Source organism: Herpetosiphon sp. NSE202 (assembly GCF_042688385.1).
Classification (GTDB): domain Bacteria; phylum Chloroflexota; class Chloroflexia; order Chloroflexales; family Herpetosiphonaceae; genus Herpetosiphon.
On record NZ_JBHUPY010000011.1, the window covers coordinates 172,272 to 187,484 of the forward strand.

General features: G+C 52.3%; 9 protein-coding genes and 1 tRNA gene. 1 reads left to right on the top strand and 9 read right to left on the bottom strand.

Features of this window, described 5'->3' with window-relative positions:
* Positions 1-45 precede the first annotated feature (45 nt).
* The 9 genes from ACFMKP_RS14120 to ACFMKP_RS14160 all read right to left on the bottom strand — a co-directional run bounded on the left by ACFMKP_RS14120 (position 46) and on the right by ACFMKP_RS14160 (position 14,455).
* Positions 46-3,450, bottom strand: a complete 3,405-nt coding sequence (locus tag ACFMKP_RS14120; protein WP_382292605.1) for a hypothetical protein — start codon at positions 3,448-3,450, stop codon at positions 46-48.
* Positions 3,451-4,054: 604 nt separating this feature from the next.
* The gene (gene mutS, locus ACFMKP_RS14125) at positions 4,055-6,829 is read right to left on the bottom strand and encodes a DNA mismatch repair protein MutS (protein WP_382292660.1); all 2,775 of its coding nucleotides are present in this window, start codon (positions 6,827-6,829) and stop codon (positions 4,055-4,057) included.
* A 155-nt stretch (positions 6,830-6,984) separates the two neighbouring features.
* A tRNA-Trp gene (locus ACFMKP_RS14130) sits at positions 6,985-7,059 on the bottom strand.
* Between the two features lie 77 nt (positions 7,060-7,136).
* A complete protein-coding gene (locus ACFMKP_RS14135) occupies positions 7,137-8,129 on the bottom strand; it encodes a prephenate dehydrogenase (RefSeq protein ID WP_382292606.1) in 993 nt (330 codons plus the stop codon).
* A gap of 34 nt (positions 8,130-8,163) precedes the next feature.
* On the bottom strand, positions 8,164-9,186 hold the full coding sequence (locus ACFMKP_RS14140; protein ID WP_382292607.1) for a hypothetical protein: 1,023 nt from the start codon (positions 9,184-9,186) through the stop codon (positions 8,164-8,166).
* 6 nt (positions 9,187-9,192) lie between these two features.
* Positions 9,193-10,263, bottom strand: a complete 1,071-nt coding sequence (gene aroC, locus ACFMKP_RS14145) for a chorismate synthase (RefSeq protein ID WP_382292608.1) — start codon at positions 10,261-10,263, stop codon at positions 9,193-9,195.
* A 33-nt stretch (positions 10,264-10,296) separates the two neighbouring features.
* Positions 10,297-11,730 (bottom strand): tetratricopeptide repeat protein, encoded by a 1,434-nt coding sequence (locus tag ACFMKP_RS14150; RefSeq protein WP_382292609.1) that lies wholly within the window; start codon positions 11,728-11,730, stop codon positions 10,297-10,299.
* Between the two features lie 4 nt (positions 11,731-11,734).
* A complete protein-coding gene (locus ACFMKP_RS14155) occupies positions 11,735-12,934 on the bottom strand; it encodes a glycosyltransferase family 4 protein (RefSeq protein ID WP_382292610.1) in 1,200 nt (399 codons plus the stop codon).
* Positions 12,935-13,066: 132 nt separating this feature from the next.
* Complete coding sequence (locus tag ACFMKP_RS14160; protein WP_382292611.1) at positions 13,067-14,455, bottom strand: hypothetical protein; 1,389 nt, start codon at positions 14,453-14,455, stop codon at positions 13,067-13,069.
* Between the two features lie 369 nt (positions 14,456-14,824).
* On the opposite strand from ACFMKP_RS14160, the gene ACFMKP_RS14165 reads away from it, so the two are divergent.
* The gene (locus tag ACFMKP_RS14165) at positions 14,825-15,205 is read left to right on the top strand and encodes a VOC family protein (protein WP_382292612.1); all 381 of its coding nucleotides are present in this window, start codon (positions 14,825-14,827) and stop codon (positions 15,203-15,205) included.
* Positions 15,206-15,213 lie beyond the last annotated feature (8 nt).

Sequence of the window (15,213 nt, forward strand, 5' to 3'; positions counted from 1 at the left end):
CCTAATCTAAACATTCGTGCTCTTCGTGTCCTTCGTGGATAAAAACTATTTAATCGTTATTGGCAGGTAGACGTTGTGAATGCCAACGGTGAATGTGCCCATCACATCGGGGCCTTGCACGCCGCCATTATCATCGGTCGCATATAGCTCAATATTGTAGCGTCGTCCGGCGGCGCTGGCCTTGAAGCGAACCGTGAAATTCACTTGCATGCTAAAGCCAGTTGGCCCGCTGCCTGCAAAGTTGCTATCGGCCAAATCAAGAATTGCGCTATCGCCCTCTAATGGCTCGCTTGTGCCAGCCGTAGCATAGCCAAGCACATCGCCATTGCTATCGAGTAGGCTGAACGTGCCCGAAACGCCCTCGGTAAAGCGTGCCCACAAGGCCACACCATCGCTATCAACCAAGCGCAAATCAAGGTGCTCGATAACGCGCCAAGGATCGGTGGTATGCGTCCAGCTGACGCTGAACGTCGTTTGCAAATCGACCTCTGTGCCGCCAACATTGGGGGTGATGCTGCTTACGCCGACAATTCCAAATGAAACCCGCAAACTCACGCTATTCGAATCGCCGCCGCCTGGCGTTGGGTTGCGCACCAACACCGCATACACACCTTGGTTGGTCGTCGCTGGCATACTAAATTCAAGCCGATTGCTGTTGATGAAGCTGGTGCTGCGTTCAGCTCCAGCTACAACTACCTTAGAATTGGCCACAAAGCCCGTACCATTGACCGTAATCCGCACTGCTGGCGGCGGTGGAAAGCCAATCGGCTGGCGAATAAAGCTATCAGGCGTGATGTTGCTAATCGTTGGCACTGGGTTGCCAGGTACAATCACTTGGGTTGTGAGCGTGCGGCTGTTGTTACTTGGAAACGCCTCATTCGCTGGCGACGAAGCCGTGCCGGTGCTGGTGATCAGGCCAATTTGGCTGGGCGTGGCATTAATCGTGATGTTGGTACTGGCATTGGCCGCCAACGTGCCCAAATTACAGCGCAAGATCGTGGCTGTGGGAAAACTACATGTGCCTTGCGAGGTCGTCACTTGGCCAAAAATCAAGCTATTGGCAAAACTTTGCTCATACACGACATTGCTCGCGCTAATTGTGCCCAAATTGCTAACACTGGCGCGGTAGCTCATGGCATTGCCCACCGTCACCGGATCAGGCGAATCAGTGAGTTTCAGGCTTAGATCGACTTCTGGCTGTCGCCATTCTGCAAAACGATGCGAAACTGTATCGCCAGCGCGATCGAAGCGCCCGCCAACATACAAGTTATCGCCGTTGACCGCCAAGCCGCCAACTTCGCTATTTGGCAGGTTGCCACCAGCAACCCCGCTGCCCAGCGCATTCCAATTGCTGCCATTCCAACGCGCAATATGATTAACCGTCAGGCCATCCATTCGGCTAAATAAGCCCCCAGCATAGAGGTCGTTACCCCGCACGGCGAGGCTCGTCACATAGCCATCAGTGCCAGTGCCCAGCGCCGTCCATGCCAAGCTACTGTGGTTCAGCAAGGCAATTGCGCGGGTGTTGGCAACGCCACCAGCGCTGCTAAAGCGCCCGCCAACCGCTAGCGTGCTGCTGTTGACATCGGCCAAGGCTAGCACTTCGCCATTCGTGCCTGTGCCAATTGCTTGCCACGTTGTGCCATTCCAGCGCGCAAGATTGCTGGCCGGAGTACCGCCAGCGTTGGCAAACAACCCACCAGCATACAACTGGCCCGATTTGAACAACAGGCTATTGATTGCGCCATCGCTGCCAGCGCCCAAGGCTTGCCAAACCCCGCCACTCAAGCGGGCAATCCGATTGGCGGGCACGCCATCAACTTGGGTAAATTCGCCGCCGATGTAAATATCGCTGCCACTGACCGCGACAGCATTGACCCGCCCATTGATGCTGGTTGCCAAGGCTGTCCAAGTTGAGCCATTCCAACTGGCGACTCCAGCAGCATCAACGCCGCCTGCTTTGCTAAACTCACCAACTGCGATCAGATCAGTGCCGCGCAAAGCCAAATCGCGCACATCGTCGTTAACGCCGCTATCGCTTGCGCCAGCCAAGGGCGACCAAACCCGCGCAACCGGATCGAAACTGGCAATATTGTTGAGCAAGCGATTGCTGCCCAAATCAAAACGCCCAGCGGCAATAATTTGGCCCGAACGCGGCTGGATGGCAAATACTTTGGCGTTAGCGCCTTCTAAGCCGCCAGCCAAGGGGAAAAAGCGATCAACTGCGCCGGGCAAAAAGCCTTGTTGCGGCAACACCATGCCCACAAAATTCAATTCAAGGCCATGGGCTGTGCCAAAAGCGCCAGCAATGAAGAAGCTATCGCTGCCACTGCCAAGGCGTTCGGTGCGTAAAATTGCCCCGTTTGTGCCGAGCGCATTCGAAGCATTTGGCACAGGCGACCAAATATTGCCATCCCAACGAGCAATGTTGGGTGAGAAAACGCTGTTGCCATTGGGGTTTACGCCGCTGCCAAAATTACCCATCACATAGGTAAAATTCACATTTTCGACGATGCCACGCACATCACCAGCAACCCCGCGTCCGGCCATGGCTTGCCATGTGTTGCTGCCTTGCCAAACCGCTGCGCCGCCAACATTGCTGATGGTGCCAGCGTTGCTAAAACTACCGCCAACCACAACCATATTCGTGCCGCGAAAATCGACAAAGCGCACGGTGTTATTGACCCCGTTGCTGCTGCCAGTGCCAAGGCTTTGCCAAACTGAACCTGTCCAAATTGCCACGTTGTTGGCAGTGCTGCCACCAGCCGAGCTAAACGTGCCGCCAGCCACAATTTGGTTGACATTAGCAGGATTAACCGCCAAATCAAACACTTGCGGTGCGGTTCCGCCACTCAGCCCGCTGCTCAAGGCCGACCAAGTGCCATTGCTAAACTTGGCAATCCGATTGGCACTGACCCCATTAATCGCGGTAAACGTGCCGCCAACATACACCACATCGTTACCGCCAACTTGTTGTACCAGAACTGCGGTAACCGCGCCGTTGACGTTGGTAGCTAAGGCCGACCATTGACCAGTGCCCGAATTCCAGCGCGCAATCCCGTCCGCGGCAACTCCGCCAGCGCTGCTGAACGAGCCAACCACATACACCGAGCTGCCAGTTGAGGCATCGAGATCATCGACAGGGCCGTTGACTCCACTGCCCATTGCATTCCAGCGATTGCCATCCCAAAATGCCACCCGATTGGCGCTAATGCCTGCAATCCGATCGAATAAACCACCAACAAATAAATCCCCAGATTGCGAACTGAGGGCGCGAATTGTGTTATTTGCCCCGGCAATCAGGCCGCTATTATTCCAAAATTGATCATCAACGACGGCCTGGATTTCGTCGGGAGCCAAAAAAACCTGAGGTTGAGCTTGGGCTACAGGGAGATTAACACTAACAATTAGGGCGATGAGTAGCACAAGCTGGAGCACGAAGCGTGGCATGGAACCCTCCTTAGCGACACATTCAATGCCCAGCAGCATAAACTGAGGCTATCACGCAACTATCACGCGCTCATTTCACTAGCATTCATCACAGCCCAACTATTGTGACAAAACCAAGCGAGAACAGAGAGCAAAAGTCAAAAGTCAGAAGGCAAAAGTGAGAAGTCAAAATCGCGATGAGTCTCTAGGCTTTTGGCTCTCGACTAGCGGAACATTATTCGTGCAATTCATGGCATTCGTGGCAAAAAAGAACATAATCTGGCTAATCTGTGGCTAAAAATAAATCTTCGTGGCCTTCGCGCTCTTCGCGGTTCCTCACCTTCGTGCCGTTCGTGTCCTTCGTGGATCAATTCATTAACGCAGAGGCGCAGAGAAAAGTATGAGGGATAAGGGATGAAGAGCATTGAGGCGTAGAGAAGGGATGGCTTTGGTTTTTTGGGAAGATAATCAAACAAATCTCTGGCTAAAATGAGCTTTCGTGGCCTTCGCGCTCTTCGCGGTTCCTAGCCTTCGTGCCCTTCGTGGATCAAAAAAAGGGATCAGCGGCGACGGGATGCTTAAAATATCCCTAGCCCCTGATCCCTGAAACCTCATCCCTCGTTGCTCAATCCTTGGCCAAGCGTTGCAGCTCGTACAATTTGGTCAGCGCTTCGATTGGCGTAAGTTGCGTCACATCCATCTCGCGCAACAGCTCCAGCGCTGGATTTGGCTCGTTGCTGCTAAACAACGACATTTGCGGCGCAGCCGTGCTACCTGCTGCATTGACTCGGCGCATCGCTTCGCGGCGTTGCTCACGCTCGCCTTTACCTTCAAGCTCGCTCAACACTTCGCTTGCCCGTTTGATTACGGCTGGTGGCAAGCCCGCCATTTGCGCCACATGAATCCCATATGAACGATCAGCAGCGCCCTCAATCACTTTGCGCAAAAAGACTATATGATCGCCTTCTTCGGCCACCGCGAGCGTCCAATTATGCACCCGTGGCAAGATGTTGGCTAGCTCGGTCAGTTCGTGATAGTGGGTTGCAAACAGGGTTTTGGCCCGCAGGCGGGGCTGATTATGAATATACTCAACAACTGCGCGCGCAATCGAAAGCCCATCGTAGGTGCTGGTGCCACGGCCAATTTCATCGAGAATAATCAGCGAGCGCGGCGAACCATTGTGCAAAATATTGGCAGTTTCGATCATCTCAACCATAAATGTCGATTGACCAGTTGCAATATCGTCTTGCGCCCCAATCCGCGTGAAAATGCGATCGAGCATGCCAATTTCAGCATAATCAGCTGGCACAAACGAGCCAATTTGCGCCATCAAGCCAATTAAAGCCACTTGGCGCAAAAAGGTGCTTTTGCCCGACATGTTGGGGCCAGTCAGCACCACAATTTGATGCTCAGGATCAAAATGGGCATCGTTGGGCGTAAATGGCTCATTCAAATTGTGCTCAACGACCGGATGGCGGCCATTCTGAATCACAAATACATCATCGAGCCGCAGGGTTGGTCGCACAAAGCGTTGGCGCACTGCCACCTCAGCCAAGGTGCTATAAACATCAAACTCGGCAATCGCCCGCGCCAAATCAAGCAAGCGATGGCCAGCGTTGGCCAATTGGCGCAAAATTTGGCGAAAAGCTTGGCGTTCTTTTTCGTTCAAGGCTTCCGAAGCATTCAGAATCAGCGATTCGTATTCTTTGAGTTCGGGCGTGATGTAGCGCTCTGCATTAACCAAGGTTTGCTTGCGAATGTAATCATCGGGAATCCGCGTTTCGCCGCTGGCCTTGGTTACTTCGATGTAGTAGCCAAAAACTTTGTTGTAGCTCACTTTGAGCGTTTTGATCCCCGTGCGTTGCTGTTCCTTGGCTTCAAGCTCATTGATCCAGCGAGCTGCATCGCGAGTTGCTTCAACAATTGCATCAATTTCGCCAGCGTAGCCTTTGCGAATCACATTCTCGTCGCTGCGAGCGTTATCCCATGTGCCGAGCAAAGCAGGCGGATCGTTGGCAATCGCCTGTTCGAGCAATTCGCAAATATCGGCGCAGGCATCAATTTGGTTGCTGGCTGGCTCGTCATCAAACAAATCATCATCGCTAGTCGCAATTTGGGTTGGGCTGGTTGAGCGCAAACCAGTGCGTTCGATTTGGCTCAAAATATCGGGGGTAAGGCGCAGTGCTTCGCGCAAGCGCACCAAATCGCGCGGCGTGGCAATGCCCTGCACCACCCGATTGATCGTGCGCTCAATATCGCCAACGCCTTTGAACAAGGCCCGCACTTCGGCCCGAACCAAGGTTTCTTCGACAAAACAACTGACCGCTTGTTGACGCTCGGTCAATGGGCCTAGTTCGATCAGCGGCTGCGAAATCCATTGGCGCAGCAAGCGTGCTCCCATCGGCGTGCGGGTTTGATCGAGCACTGCGATCAACGAGCCTTTGCGTTGGCCCGCCGCGCCTTCGGTCAGCTCCAAATTGCGTCGCGTTTGGGGGTCGAGGAACATAAAGCGCGTCGTATCATACACCCGCAAGCTGCGAATTTGGGCCACACTATCACGCTGTGTTTCGTGCAAATATTGAATTAATGCGCCAGCGGCCCGTGTTGCTAGCGCTTTATTGCCAATCCCAAAGCCATCAAGCGATTGGCTTTTAAATTGATTCAGCAAGGCATCGCGGGCAGTGCGAGCTTCCCAATGCCAATTTGGCCATTGAGTGACGTTGCCTTGAACCCAGGTGCTTTCGTTGTTGCCTTCGACTTTTTTGGCGGTGCGTTCGTGGGGCAGCAGGCGCTCGCGTTCGGCCTTGCGCATTGGCGCGAGATCTTGGGTTAACTGCTTTTTGGCAATCTCCAAGCCAGCGGGGCGCAATTCAGGCGCATCGGAAACCAACAATTCGGCAGCGCCCAAGCGGGCTAATTCGCCTTCGAGTTGCTTCAAGGCCTCGTTGCCGCGCAATTCAGTGGCGCAAAACTCGCCAGTTGTCAGGTCGGCATAGGCCAAACCTACGCTGCCGCGATCGACCAAAATTGCAGCGAGGTAGCTATTGCGTTCAGCTTGGAGCATGGTTGGTTCGGTCAGCGTGCCTGGGGTAACGATGCGCACAACCTCGCGTTTTTGCAAGGTTTTATGCACCATCTCATCCATTTGTTCGCAGATCGCGACCCGATAGCCACGGCTGACCAATTGCTCAATATAATTATCGGCGGCGTGATAGGGCACGCCAGCCATTGGCGTATTTTCGTCGCTGCTCAGGCCACGCACAGTTAGGGTAATATCGAGCACTTCGGCAATCAACTTGGCATCATCACCGAAGGTTTCATAAAAATCGCCCAGCCGGAAAAACAGAATCACATCGGCGTATTTTTGCTTAATCGACAGATACTGCTGCCACATCGTCATTTTTGACACGGTAGACCCTCAAGCATGCTGCAAAAACTCAGTTCAACCAGCAAATTATAGCATGTCAACCAGAATTTGAACATCTGTGCTATAGGCCATTTAGGTGATTTGGGGCTAGCTATCTGGCAACAAAAAACGCTCCGTAATGGAGCGTTTGGCAGGGGCGCAGGGATTCGAACCCTGAAATCCGGTTTTGGAGACCAGCGGTTTACCATTGAGCCTACACCCCTTCGCTGGTTGTCTGTTTTATCAGACGAGGCGGAGTATAGCATAGTTTGGTAAATTGAGCAAGTTTTTAATTCTTGGCCTATTTTTTCTTGCCGCCACGCAACAAGGCAGCAGGATTGCCAAACAAGCGTTGGCTGATGCTGGTGCCAATTTCGGCATCGGCTAATTGATCGCTTTCGCCTGGGCGTTGGTTTTGCGGCAGGGTCAGCCATTGGTCGCGCATGGTTTTGGCATGCTCAAACATGCTTTGCAAATCATCCATCTTGTCGTCTTCCAGCGCGGTACGCATCTCGACCAAGACGCGAATTGATTCGTTGACCCAATGTTTGATTGCGCTGCGATTGGTGCTGCAAATATCGCGATGCATCACTGGATCGCCCGATGCCAAGCGGGTCAGATCGCGAAAGCCACTGGCTGCGATCATCTGCATTTCGCGCCACGAAGGCGAGCGCGTCACCACTTCGGTTTGGGCTGCGGCCAGCAAAAATGGCAAATGGCTGATGCCAGCCACATAAATATCATGCTCTTCGGGATCGATATAGTAGGGCTTAGCGCCAATCGTTTCAACAAAAGCAGTCGCCAAATCGGTAGCTTCGGGCGTGGCATTAACTGGGGGGCACAAGCAATAAACCGCGCCTTTGAACAAATCTAATTCAGCAGCCTCGGCTCCAATTTTCTCGCGACCAGCCATTGGGTGACCACCAACAAAGCTCACGGTGGTAGGCAAAAATTCTTTGGCCCATTGCAAAACGCTGGTTTTGGTGCTACAAACATCGGTTACCAAGGCCTTATAGCGCAAGTGTGGGGCAATTTCACGCATCAAGGCTGGCAAGGTTTGCACCGGGGTTGCCAACACCACAATATCCGCTTCTTTGACCGCATCGGCAGCAGTTTTGGCCTCATCATCGATGGCCAAACGCCCGCGCGCAATTCGCAATTGTTGGCTGCTGCCATCGTAGCCAATAACCCGACAACGCCCTAGTGGAGCGGTCTCAGGATCAGCAGTGCCCAACGCCAAGCCCAGCGACGCGCCAATTAGCCCAGTTCCGAGAATTGCAACGGTATGTGGCATAGAACAAAACCCCCATGTGTAGCGATCAAGCCTGCTATTTGGCATGTAACGATAAAATCACCATCTCACTCAGCACCAAAATGGCGATTAACAATAACACTGTGACTGGCTCGAAAATGTTCATTGCTGCCAACAGCACACACAAACTGCAAAAAATTCCAGCTTCTGCCGCTTGGCGATGCGAACGGCGCACATCGAAACGCTGCGCCCGATTGTGGTAGCGCCGAATGCCCCAAACATAGACCAAGGGCAAAACCAAGGCGTTGCTGGCCAAAAACACCCCACTCAGAAACAGCAAGTAAATTGGTAAGTCGGGCAGGCCAGCAGCAATCGTCGTGGTTGGCGCGGGCACAAAGGCCAGCACCCAGAAAATGACGGCCCAGCCAACTGTGCCGCGCCAGGTTAATGCTGGCAAACGCAAAGCCCATTGGACTGGCAACCAAGTGGTTAACCCCAAGCCCAAACTTGCAATGCCAAACAAGCTACGAACCCACAAACCAGATTGGGGCGAAAGCCCACCAAAAAAGATCCAAACCAGCATTGCCGTCCAGCCCAAACCGGCAACAAAGGCAACCCACAATGGTGGCCGTTGAATCTCAGGCGCTGGCAGGCTCTCCGGTTGCAAGGCCGCAACAACTGCTGGCGGCAATTCGCGCCGTGCTGGTTGCTCGGCAGGCAGCTTGGGCAAGGGTTGGTTGGGCAAGGTTGGCGGACGTAAGCGCGTGCGGGTACGATCACGGCCACGGCTGTTTGCGCCATTGCTCGCCTGCTGTGGCTCACTGCTTGGGCGTTGGCGGCTGATGGCGCGGCTAGCAGCCACCCGATAGCGCTCTTGGCGCATGGGATTTGGCGCTGCTAGCTCAGCAACGACGCTTGGCTCGATGGTAGCATCAACTGGCACCTGTTCGGCACTAGTTTGGCTTTGCAATTCGGCTTTGCGGCGCGATAATGCGCGGCTAATCGCTGAGCGCAATTGGGGCGGAGCCGAGCTGCTGCGACGTGGCTCGGCTGCCTCAGGATCGCTGGCTTGGTTGAATGCTGGCGGCTGATCTGTCATTCGGGCCTACAATCGAGCGGCGCGTTGCTGCAAAATACAATCGGCCAACACCAACGCCAACATTGCCTCGGCAACCGGCACCAAACGCGGCAAAACGGTTGGATCGTGGCGGCCCTTGACGACAATCGTCGCTGGCTCGCCCGCTTGATTAACCGTAGTTTGTTCTTGGGCGATTGAGGCTGGTGGCTTAGCCGTCAGGCGCACCACAATCTCCTCGCTGCTGCTGATGCCACCCAAAATGCCGCCAGCATGGTTGCTTCTGGTGCCAATGCTGCCATCGGCGCGTTGGATAAATGGATCGTTATTTTGTGAGCCACGCGCATTGCCAGCCTCAATGCCCGAGCCAATTTCCACAGCTTTGATCGCAGGAATACTAAACATCGCGTGGCCAATCAGCGCATCAAGTTTATCGAAGACTGGCTCGCCCAGCCCAGCAGGAACGCCACGCGCCTTTACTTCAACCACACCACCCAACGAATCTAAATCGCGGCGCGCTTGGTCGACATAGGCAATCATTTGCTCGGCAACGGCTGGGTCGGGGCAGCGCATAATATTATTTTCAATTTCATTTTCGTCGATAATTTGGGCTTTGAGATGGCCTAAACTCAGCGTATAGGCAACCAAGCTAATGCCCATTGTGGCCAAAATTTGGCGCGCCACTGCGCCAGCAGCAACCCGGGCCGCAGTTTCGCGGGCGCTTGAACGGCCACCGCCGCGATAATCGCGAAAACCATATTTGGCATCGTAGCTATGGTCGGCATGGCCAGGGCGATACAAATGCTTAATCGCATCGTAATCGCTGGAGCGCGCGTTGGTGTTACGAATCAGCATTGCCAAGGCTGTGCCGGTGGTGCGGCCCTCGAAAACGCCCGATAAAATCTCGACTTCATCAGGCTCGCGGCGGGCGGAAGTCATGCGGCTTTGGCCAACTCGGCGGCGATCCAATTGGGCCTGAATCGCGGCCAGATCAAGCGCTAGGCCAGCAGGGCAGCCATCGATGACCACGCCTAAACCAGCGCCGTGGGATTCGCCCCAGGTTGAAATGCGGAACAAACGACCAAAACTATTTCCGGGCATGCGGGCCTCGCTTATAACAAGCCATGGATCACGCTAGGCTCGCAATGTTTGCACCAAGCGATCCCGATCTTGGCTAATGCGGAGATTATTGGGATCTTCGGTGAGGGCTTGCTCAAATTGCTGTAATGCATCAGCAGGCCGCTTCATCTGCTCATAAATCAAGCCAAGGGCATGGCGATAGGTCGAATCACGTGGGTTGAGCTTGACTGCTCGTTCCCACTCTAGCATAGAAAGATACCACATCCCACGCTTTTGATAGACAACCCCACGATTGAAGTGGCCATTGCCATCGGACAATTCTTCGAATTGCGGTACAAAGCGCACAACCTGCTGCGAGACAGATTTCCAAGCGAAGATCATTAATACCAAAATAATCAGATAGTAACTAGCAAAAGCAAAGATAATTAGCTTGAGCATGGTAAAAAATGAATCAGCATTGCCTGAAACACTCATTGAAGGATCAATTATAAATGATTGACTCAGAAGCTGTACTAATGGTGTAATTTCGCTTTCTAATCGAAATACTGCGAATAATAATGAAAGCCAAGAAAACGCATAAATACTATTATAAATAAGAGTTCCCCAGAAACCATATTTTTTACGGCGTATCAAGGCGACTGCCATTACAATCCCAAAGACCCCAATTAATAAGAAAACGACTGCTGCATTAAGCGAGGGAGTTATCGATGCCGAAAAAAGTTCCTCCATTCTGGCAACTTTTTCATCTTGAAGCTTTTGCTGTGCTTCTGGTAGGCTTAGGCCAGGAGGAGCTATAACTTTTAATTGCTTTTGGAAATCAGTATACTTTTGAAATACATTACCAAAAATAAGAATGGCAAGCAATGTCCATAAGAGAGCTGGTAACATACTTAATATTGCGGCAATGATTGCTGGTGCTCTGGATGGAGCTTGGCGATCGGCCTTGATCGTCAAAGTCATGCCACATTGCCGACAGCGCTGCTCAGCATAGCGGGTTTGGGCACCACAGCGTGGACATGGCAAAATATCGGGAACCTCGCCGAGCGCTGGCACGGCAACTGGGTTTGGTTGGGCAACAATCGCTGGTTGCGTCATAGGCGCAGGCCCGGGAGCGCTTGGCTGATCAGGAATTGCATTCGAGGATAGCGGCATGTCAGCTAAGGCCAAGGTTGCCCCAGTGTAAGCAGGAGCTGTCGCTACTGGTGCTGCTTCAGCTATGGCTGGCGTTGGTTCAACAAACATAGCCGGATGTTGCTTGCGCAGCCATTCGAGGCCTTGTTTGGCGCGGCTGCTTTGCGGATTAATGTGCAGCGCATTTTCCAAACTAATCCGCATTTCCTGCGGATCTTCCAAGGCTCCTGCGAGATACAACCACGCCTGTTCGTTATTTTCGTCCTGTTCAACAACCTGCATCAAATGTTGGCGAGCCAAGGCTTTATTGCCACTTTTCAGGGCTGCAACCCCAGCCTGAAACGCTTCGGTACTCATAGAATCATCCCCACATACTAACTGCACGCTCGTCGCAAACTCGCTGATAGACTGCTTGGGTTTGGCTGGCAATTAATGGCCAATTATAAATATCGACAACAGTTTTGAAGGCATGGGCAACCCGCTGCTTGGTCCATTTGGGGTGTTCAAGGGTGTGCAAAATGCCCCAAGCCAGCGATTCTGGATTATCGGGATAGATCGTCAAGCCTGTTTCGTGGTTTTGCACAACTTCGTGCAAGCCGCCCGTATCCGAAACAATCACTGGGCAATGCGCAGCCATCGCTTCCAAGGCCACAATCCCAAATGGTTCGTAAATACTGGGAAAGGCCGCTACATCAGCAACATTGTAGAGATAATTGCGATCTTGATCAGTCACGAAGCCTGTCCAATAGACATGATCATTAATCCCCAATTCATGGCTGCGATTGCGCAATTGTTCCGCTAACGGCCCCATACCTGCAATTACGAATTTTACGTCGCGACGTTGCGCCAAAACATGGGGAATTGCCTCAACCAACACTTGAATGCCTTTTTCGTAGACCATGCGCGCAATACTAAACACAATTTTTTCGTTTTCGGCGGCATATTTTTGGCGAAATTGCTGGCGTTCTTGGCTCGGCCATTCGATGGTTGGCACATTCACGCCATTGGCAATCACATCGAGTTTATCGAAGGGCGTGCCAAAAAATTGATGCAGTTGGTCGGCCATAAAATCGCTGCAAACAATCACCCGCCAGCTTTCGTGGGCCAACCACCATTCCAAGCCATTGATCGTTTTGGCATGGTCGCCGCCCAGCGAGCCGCGCCCGCGCCCGCGTTCAGTCGCGTGAATCGTGGTGATCAGCGGAGTATGCCATGCATATTTCAAGGCGACGCTACAATAACTCGTCAGCCAATCGTGGCCATGAATCAAATCGAATGGGCCATGGGTTTTGCCCAAATCATAGGCAAAGCGCTCAAGATAGCGGTTGGTTTCTTGGGTAAACGAAACAAAGCCATAATCGGGCATAGCCGGGGGCTGAACCCGCCAAATATGGCTGTGCATGCCAAAACGCTCGTGTTGTTGGCCGCCACGCAGCCATGGCGTTAACACATGCACTTCGATTCCCGCTGCATCAAGCACCGGAACCAATTCGGCAATGTGCTTGCCCATACCGCCAACAATATGCGGTGGATACTCCCAAGCCAACATCAAGACGCGCATGGATGCTCTACTCCTATGATTGAGTCAGGTTTCAAACAACAATGTTGGGCCATTATACCAAGTTTAAATAGCGCTAGACCTAGCAATTTCACTAGGTCTAGCGCTCTGTTTTGGGCCAAATCTGCACCCAGGTTAGTACGAATGTTGGGCAAGTGGTAGCATCATGAGGTAGCTGGCCTGCAACGGGTGGGTTTGGCGTTGAAATTCAACCACATTGCTCAAGCCATCAGCATCAGGATCGCCCGATGCCCCATTCAAACCAAATCCATCAAGCGGGTCAAGCAGATAGCGCACTTCCCAGCCATCGGTCATGCCATCTGCATCACAATCGGCCAGCAATGGGCGGGTGCTGTTGCGATATTCGGCCAGATTGCTCAAGCCATCAGCATCAGGATCGCCAGCTGTGCCAAATTCGGCGCTGGCTTGCAAGGGATCAAGCTGCTGTTGCAGTTCCCAAGCATCGGGCAAGTGGTCGCCATCGCTATCGGCACTGCGCGGGTTGGTGGCAAAACCTTGCTCAGCCAAATTGCTCAACGAATCGCCATCAGGGTCGGCATGTGCGCCATCATTACCAACTGCACTCAGTGGATTCAAGTTGGAGCGCACTTCCCAGCCATCGCCCAAACCATCGGCATCACTATCGGCATGATGTGGGTTGGTCTGGTGTTGATATTCGTGGAGCTGAATCAAGCCATCAGCATCGCCATCGCCGTTTGCGCCATGCAAACCTGCGCTACTGAGCGGATTGAGTTGCTGCGCCACTTCCCAGCCATCAGGCAAACCATCGCTATCGCTGTCAGCGCTAAATGGATTGGTTGCCAAGGCCAATTCCGCTTGGTTCTCCAAGCCATCAGCATCAGCGTCAAGCTCACAATCCAAGGGATTTGTGCCATGCTCAATTTCTAAGCCATCGGGCAAACCATCGCTATCACTATCGGGATTGCGCGGGTTGGTGGTGGCAGTTTGCTCTTGCAGATTGCTGAGCTGATCGGTATCGGGGTCGCCGGCGCTGCCGTGATAGCCAGTCGAACTAATCGGCGACAATTGATGATCAACTTCCCAGCCATCGCGCAAGCTATCGCCATCAGTATCGACATTGCGGGGATTGGTTGAACTGAATAATTCTTCTTGGTTGGTCAAGTTATCGCGGTCGGCATCGCCAGTTGCGCCATCATCGCCAGCCGCGTTGGTTGGATTCAGCGCATAGCCAACTTCCCAGCCATCGCCCATCCCATCAGCATCGCTATCGGGATTACGCGGATTAGTGGTGTGAATTTGCTCGGCGGCATTGCTCAAGCCATCGTTATCGGGATCGCCTGCTGCGCCATCGGGGCCAAGCGCGCTATAGGGATTGAGTTGATGTTGAATTTCCCAAGTATTGGTTAGGCTATCGCTATCGCTATCAAGTTGCTCATTGGCGATAGTTAATTGCAATGAAGTATCATTTTTAGCAGCGATAGGAATAACTGCATAGAATTGCAAAAAAACAATAATCAGTGGCACAATTTTTATCCGCTGCATGAGCATAATCCTTCCCAAGAAACCGAATGAGGCAAACTCTTGGTAACAATTATGCGCTGATAAAAGGCAATAAACAATTAATTGGCTAGTACTTTATTCTCTCAATCAAATATCTAATCTGGTGGTACTAGCATAATGCTATGACCATTGGCAATAATTTAGGCATTATTTTTGCTTAATCCATAAAATCTATAGCTGTTTTGGCATCAATTTAAAATGCCAACTAGGCTAGGATAATACAGCCAAAGTACTATGCTTATTGAAGTTGATTAATGCAAAACTCAATCGATGAGACGAGACAATGGTTGTCAAACCAAGCTATTTAAGCTGTATAATAGCACATGTGTTTGTGTTTACAGGAGGAAGCCAATGTTTGATATGATTGGGATTGTGGTTGCCGACATGGACAAGGCCTTGAATTTTTATCGCTTGTTCGATTTGGATTTGCCAAGCGATGCTGGTGGTGAAAATCATGTTGAAACAACCTTGCCCAACGGCATGCGCTTGGCCTGGGATAGCCAAAGCTTGATCAAGAGTTTGCATGAGCATTGGGAAGAACCACGCGGCCATCGCATGAACATGGCGTTCAAATGTGCCAGCCCTGCAGCAGTTGACGAACTCTATGCTAAGATTTTGGCAGCAGGCTATGCTGGCTCCAAAGAGCCATGGGATGCATTTTGGGGTCAGCGCTATGCAGTTGTCGTTGATCCCGATGGAAATTTAGTTGATTTGTTTGCGCCGCTCGATTGAGGAGGCTC

What these genes read in the sequence shown, in the direction of transcription:
- ACFMKP_RS14120 (WP_382292605.1), bottom strand. Translation starts at nt 3,450, where the DNA reads ATGCCACGCTTCGTGCTCCAGCTTGTGCTACTCATCGCCCTAATTGTT.
- ACFMKP_RS14155 (WP_382292610.1), bottom strand. Translation starts at nt 12,934, where the DNA reads ATGCGCGTCTTGATGTTGGCTTGGGAGTATCCACCGCATATTGTTGGC.
- ACFMKP_RS14150 (WP_382292609.1), bottom strand. Translation starts at nt 11,730, where the DNA reads ATGAGTACCGAAGCGTTTCAGGCTGGGGTTGCAGCCCTGAAAAGTGGC.
- ACFMKP_RS14165 (WP_382292612.1), top strand. Translation starts at nt 14,825, where the DNA reads ATGTTTGATATGATTGGGATTGTGGTTGCCGACATGGACAAGGCCTTG.
- mutS (WP_382292660.1), bottom strand. Translation starts at nt 6,829, where the DNA reads ATGACGATGTGGCAGCAGTATCTGTCGATTAAGCAAAAATACGCCGAT.
- ACFMKP_RS14135 (WP_382292606.1), bottom strand. Translation starts at nt 8,129, where the DNA reads ATGCCACATACCGTTGCAATTCTCGGAACTGGGCTAATTGGCGCGTCG.
- ACFMKP_RS14140 (WP_382292607.1), bottom strand. Translation starts at nt 9,186, where the DNA reads ATGACAGATCAGCCGCCAGCATTCAACCAAGCCAGCGATCCTGAGGCA.
- ACFMKP_RS14160 (WP_382292611.1), bottom strand. Translation starts at nt 14,455, where the DNA reads ATGCAGCGGATAAAAATTGTGCCACTGATTATTGTTTTTTTGCAATTC.
- aroC (WP_382292608.1), bottom strand. Translation starts at nt 10,263, where the DNA reads ATGCCCGGAAATAGTTTTGGTCGTTTGTTCCGCATTTCAACCTGGGGC.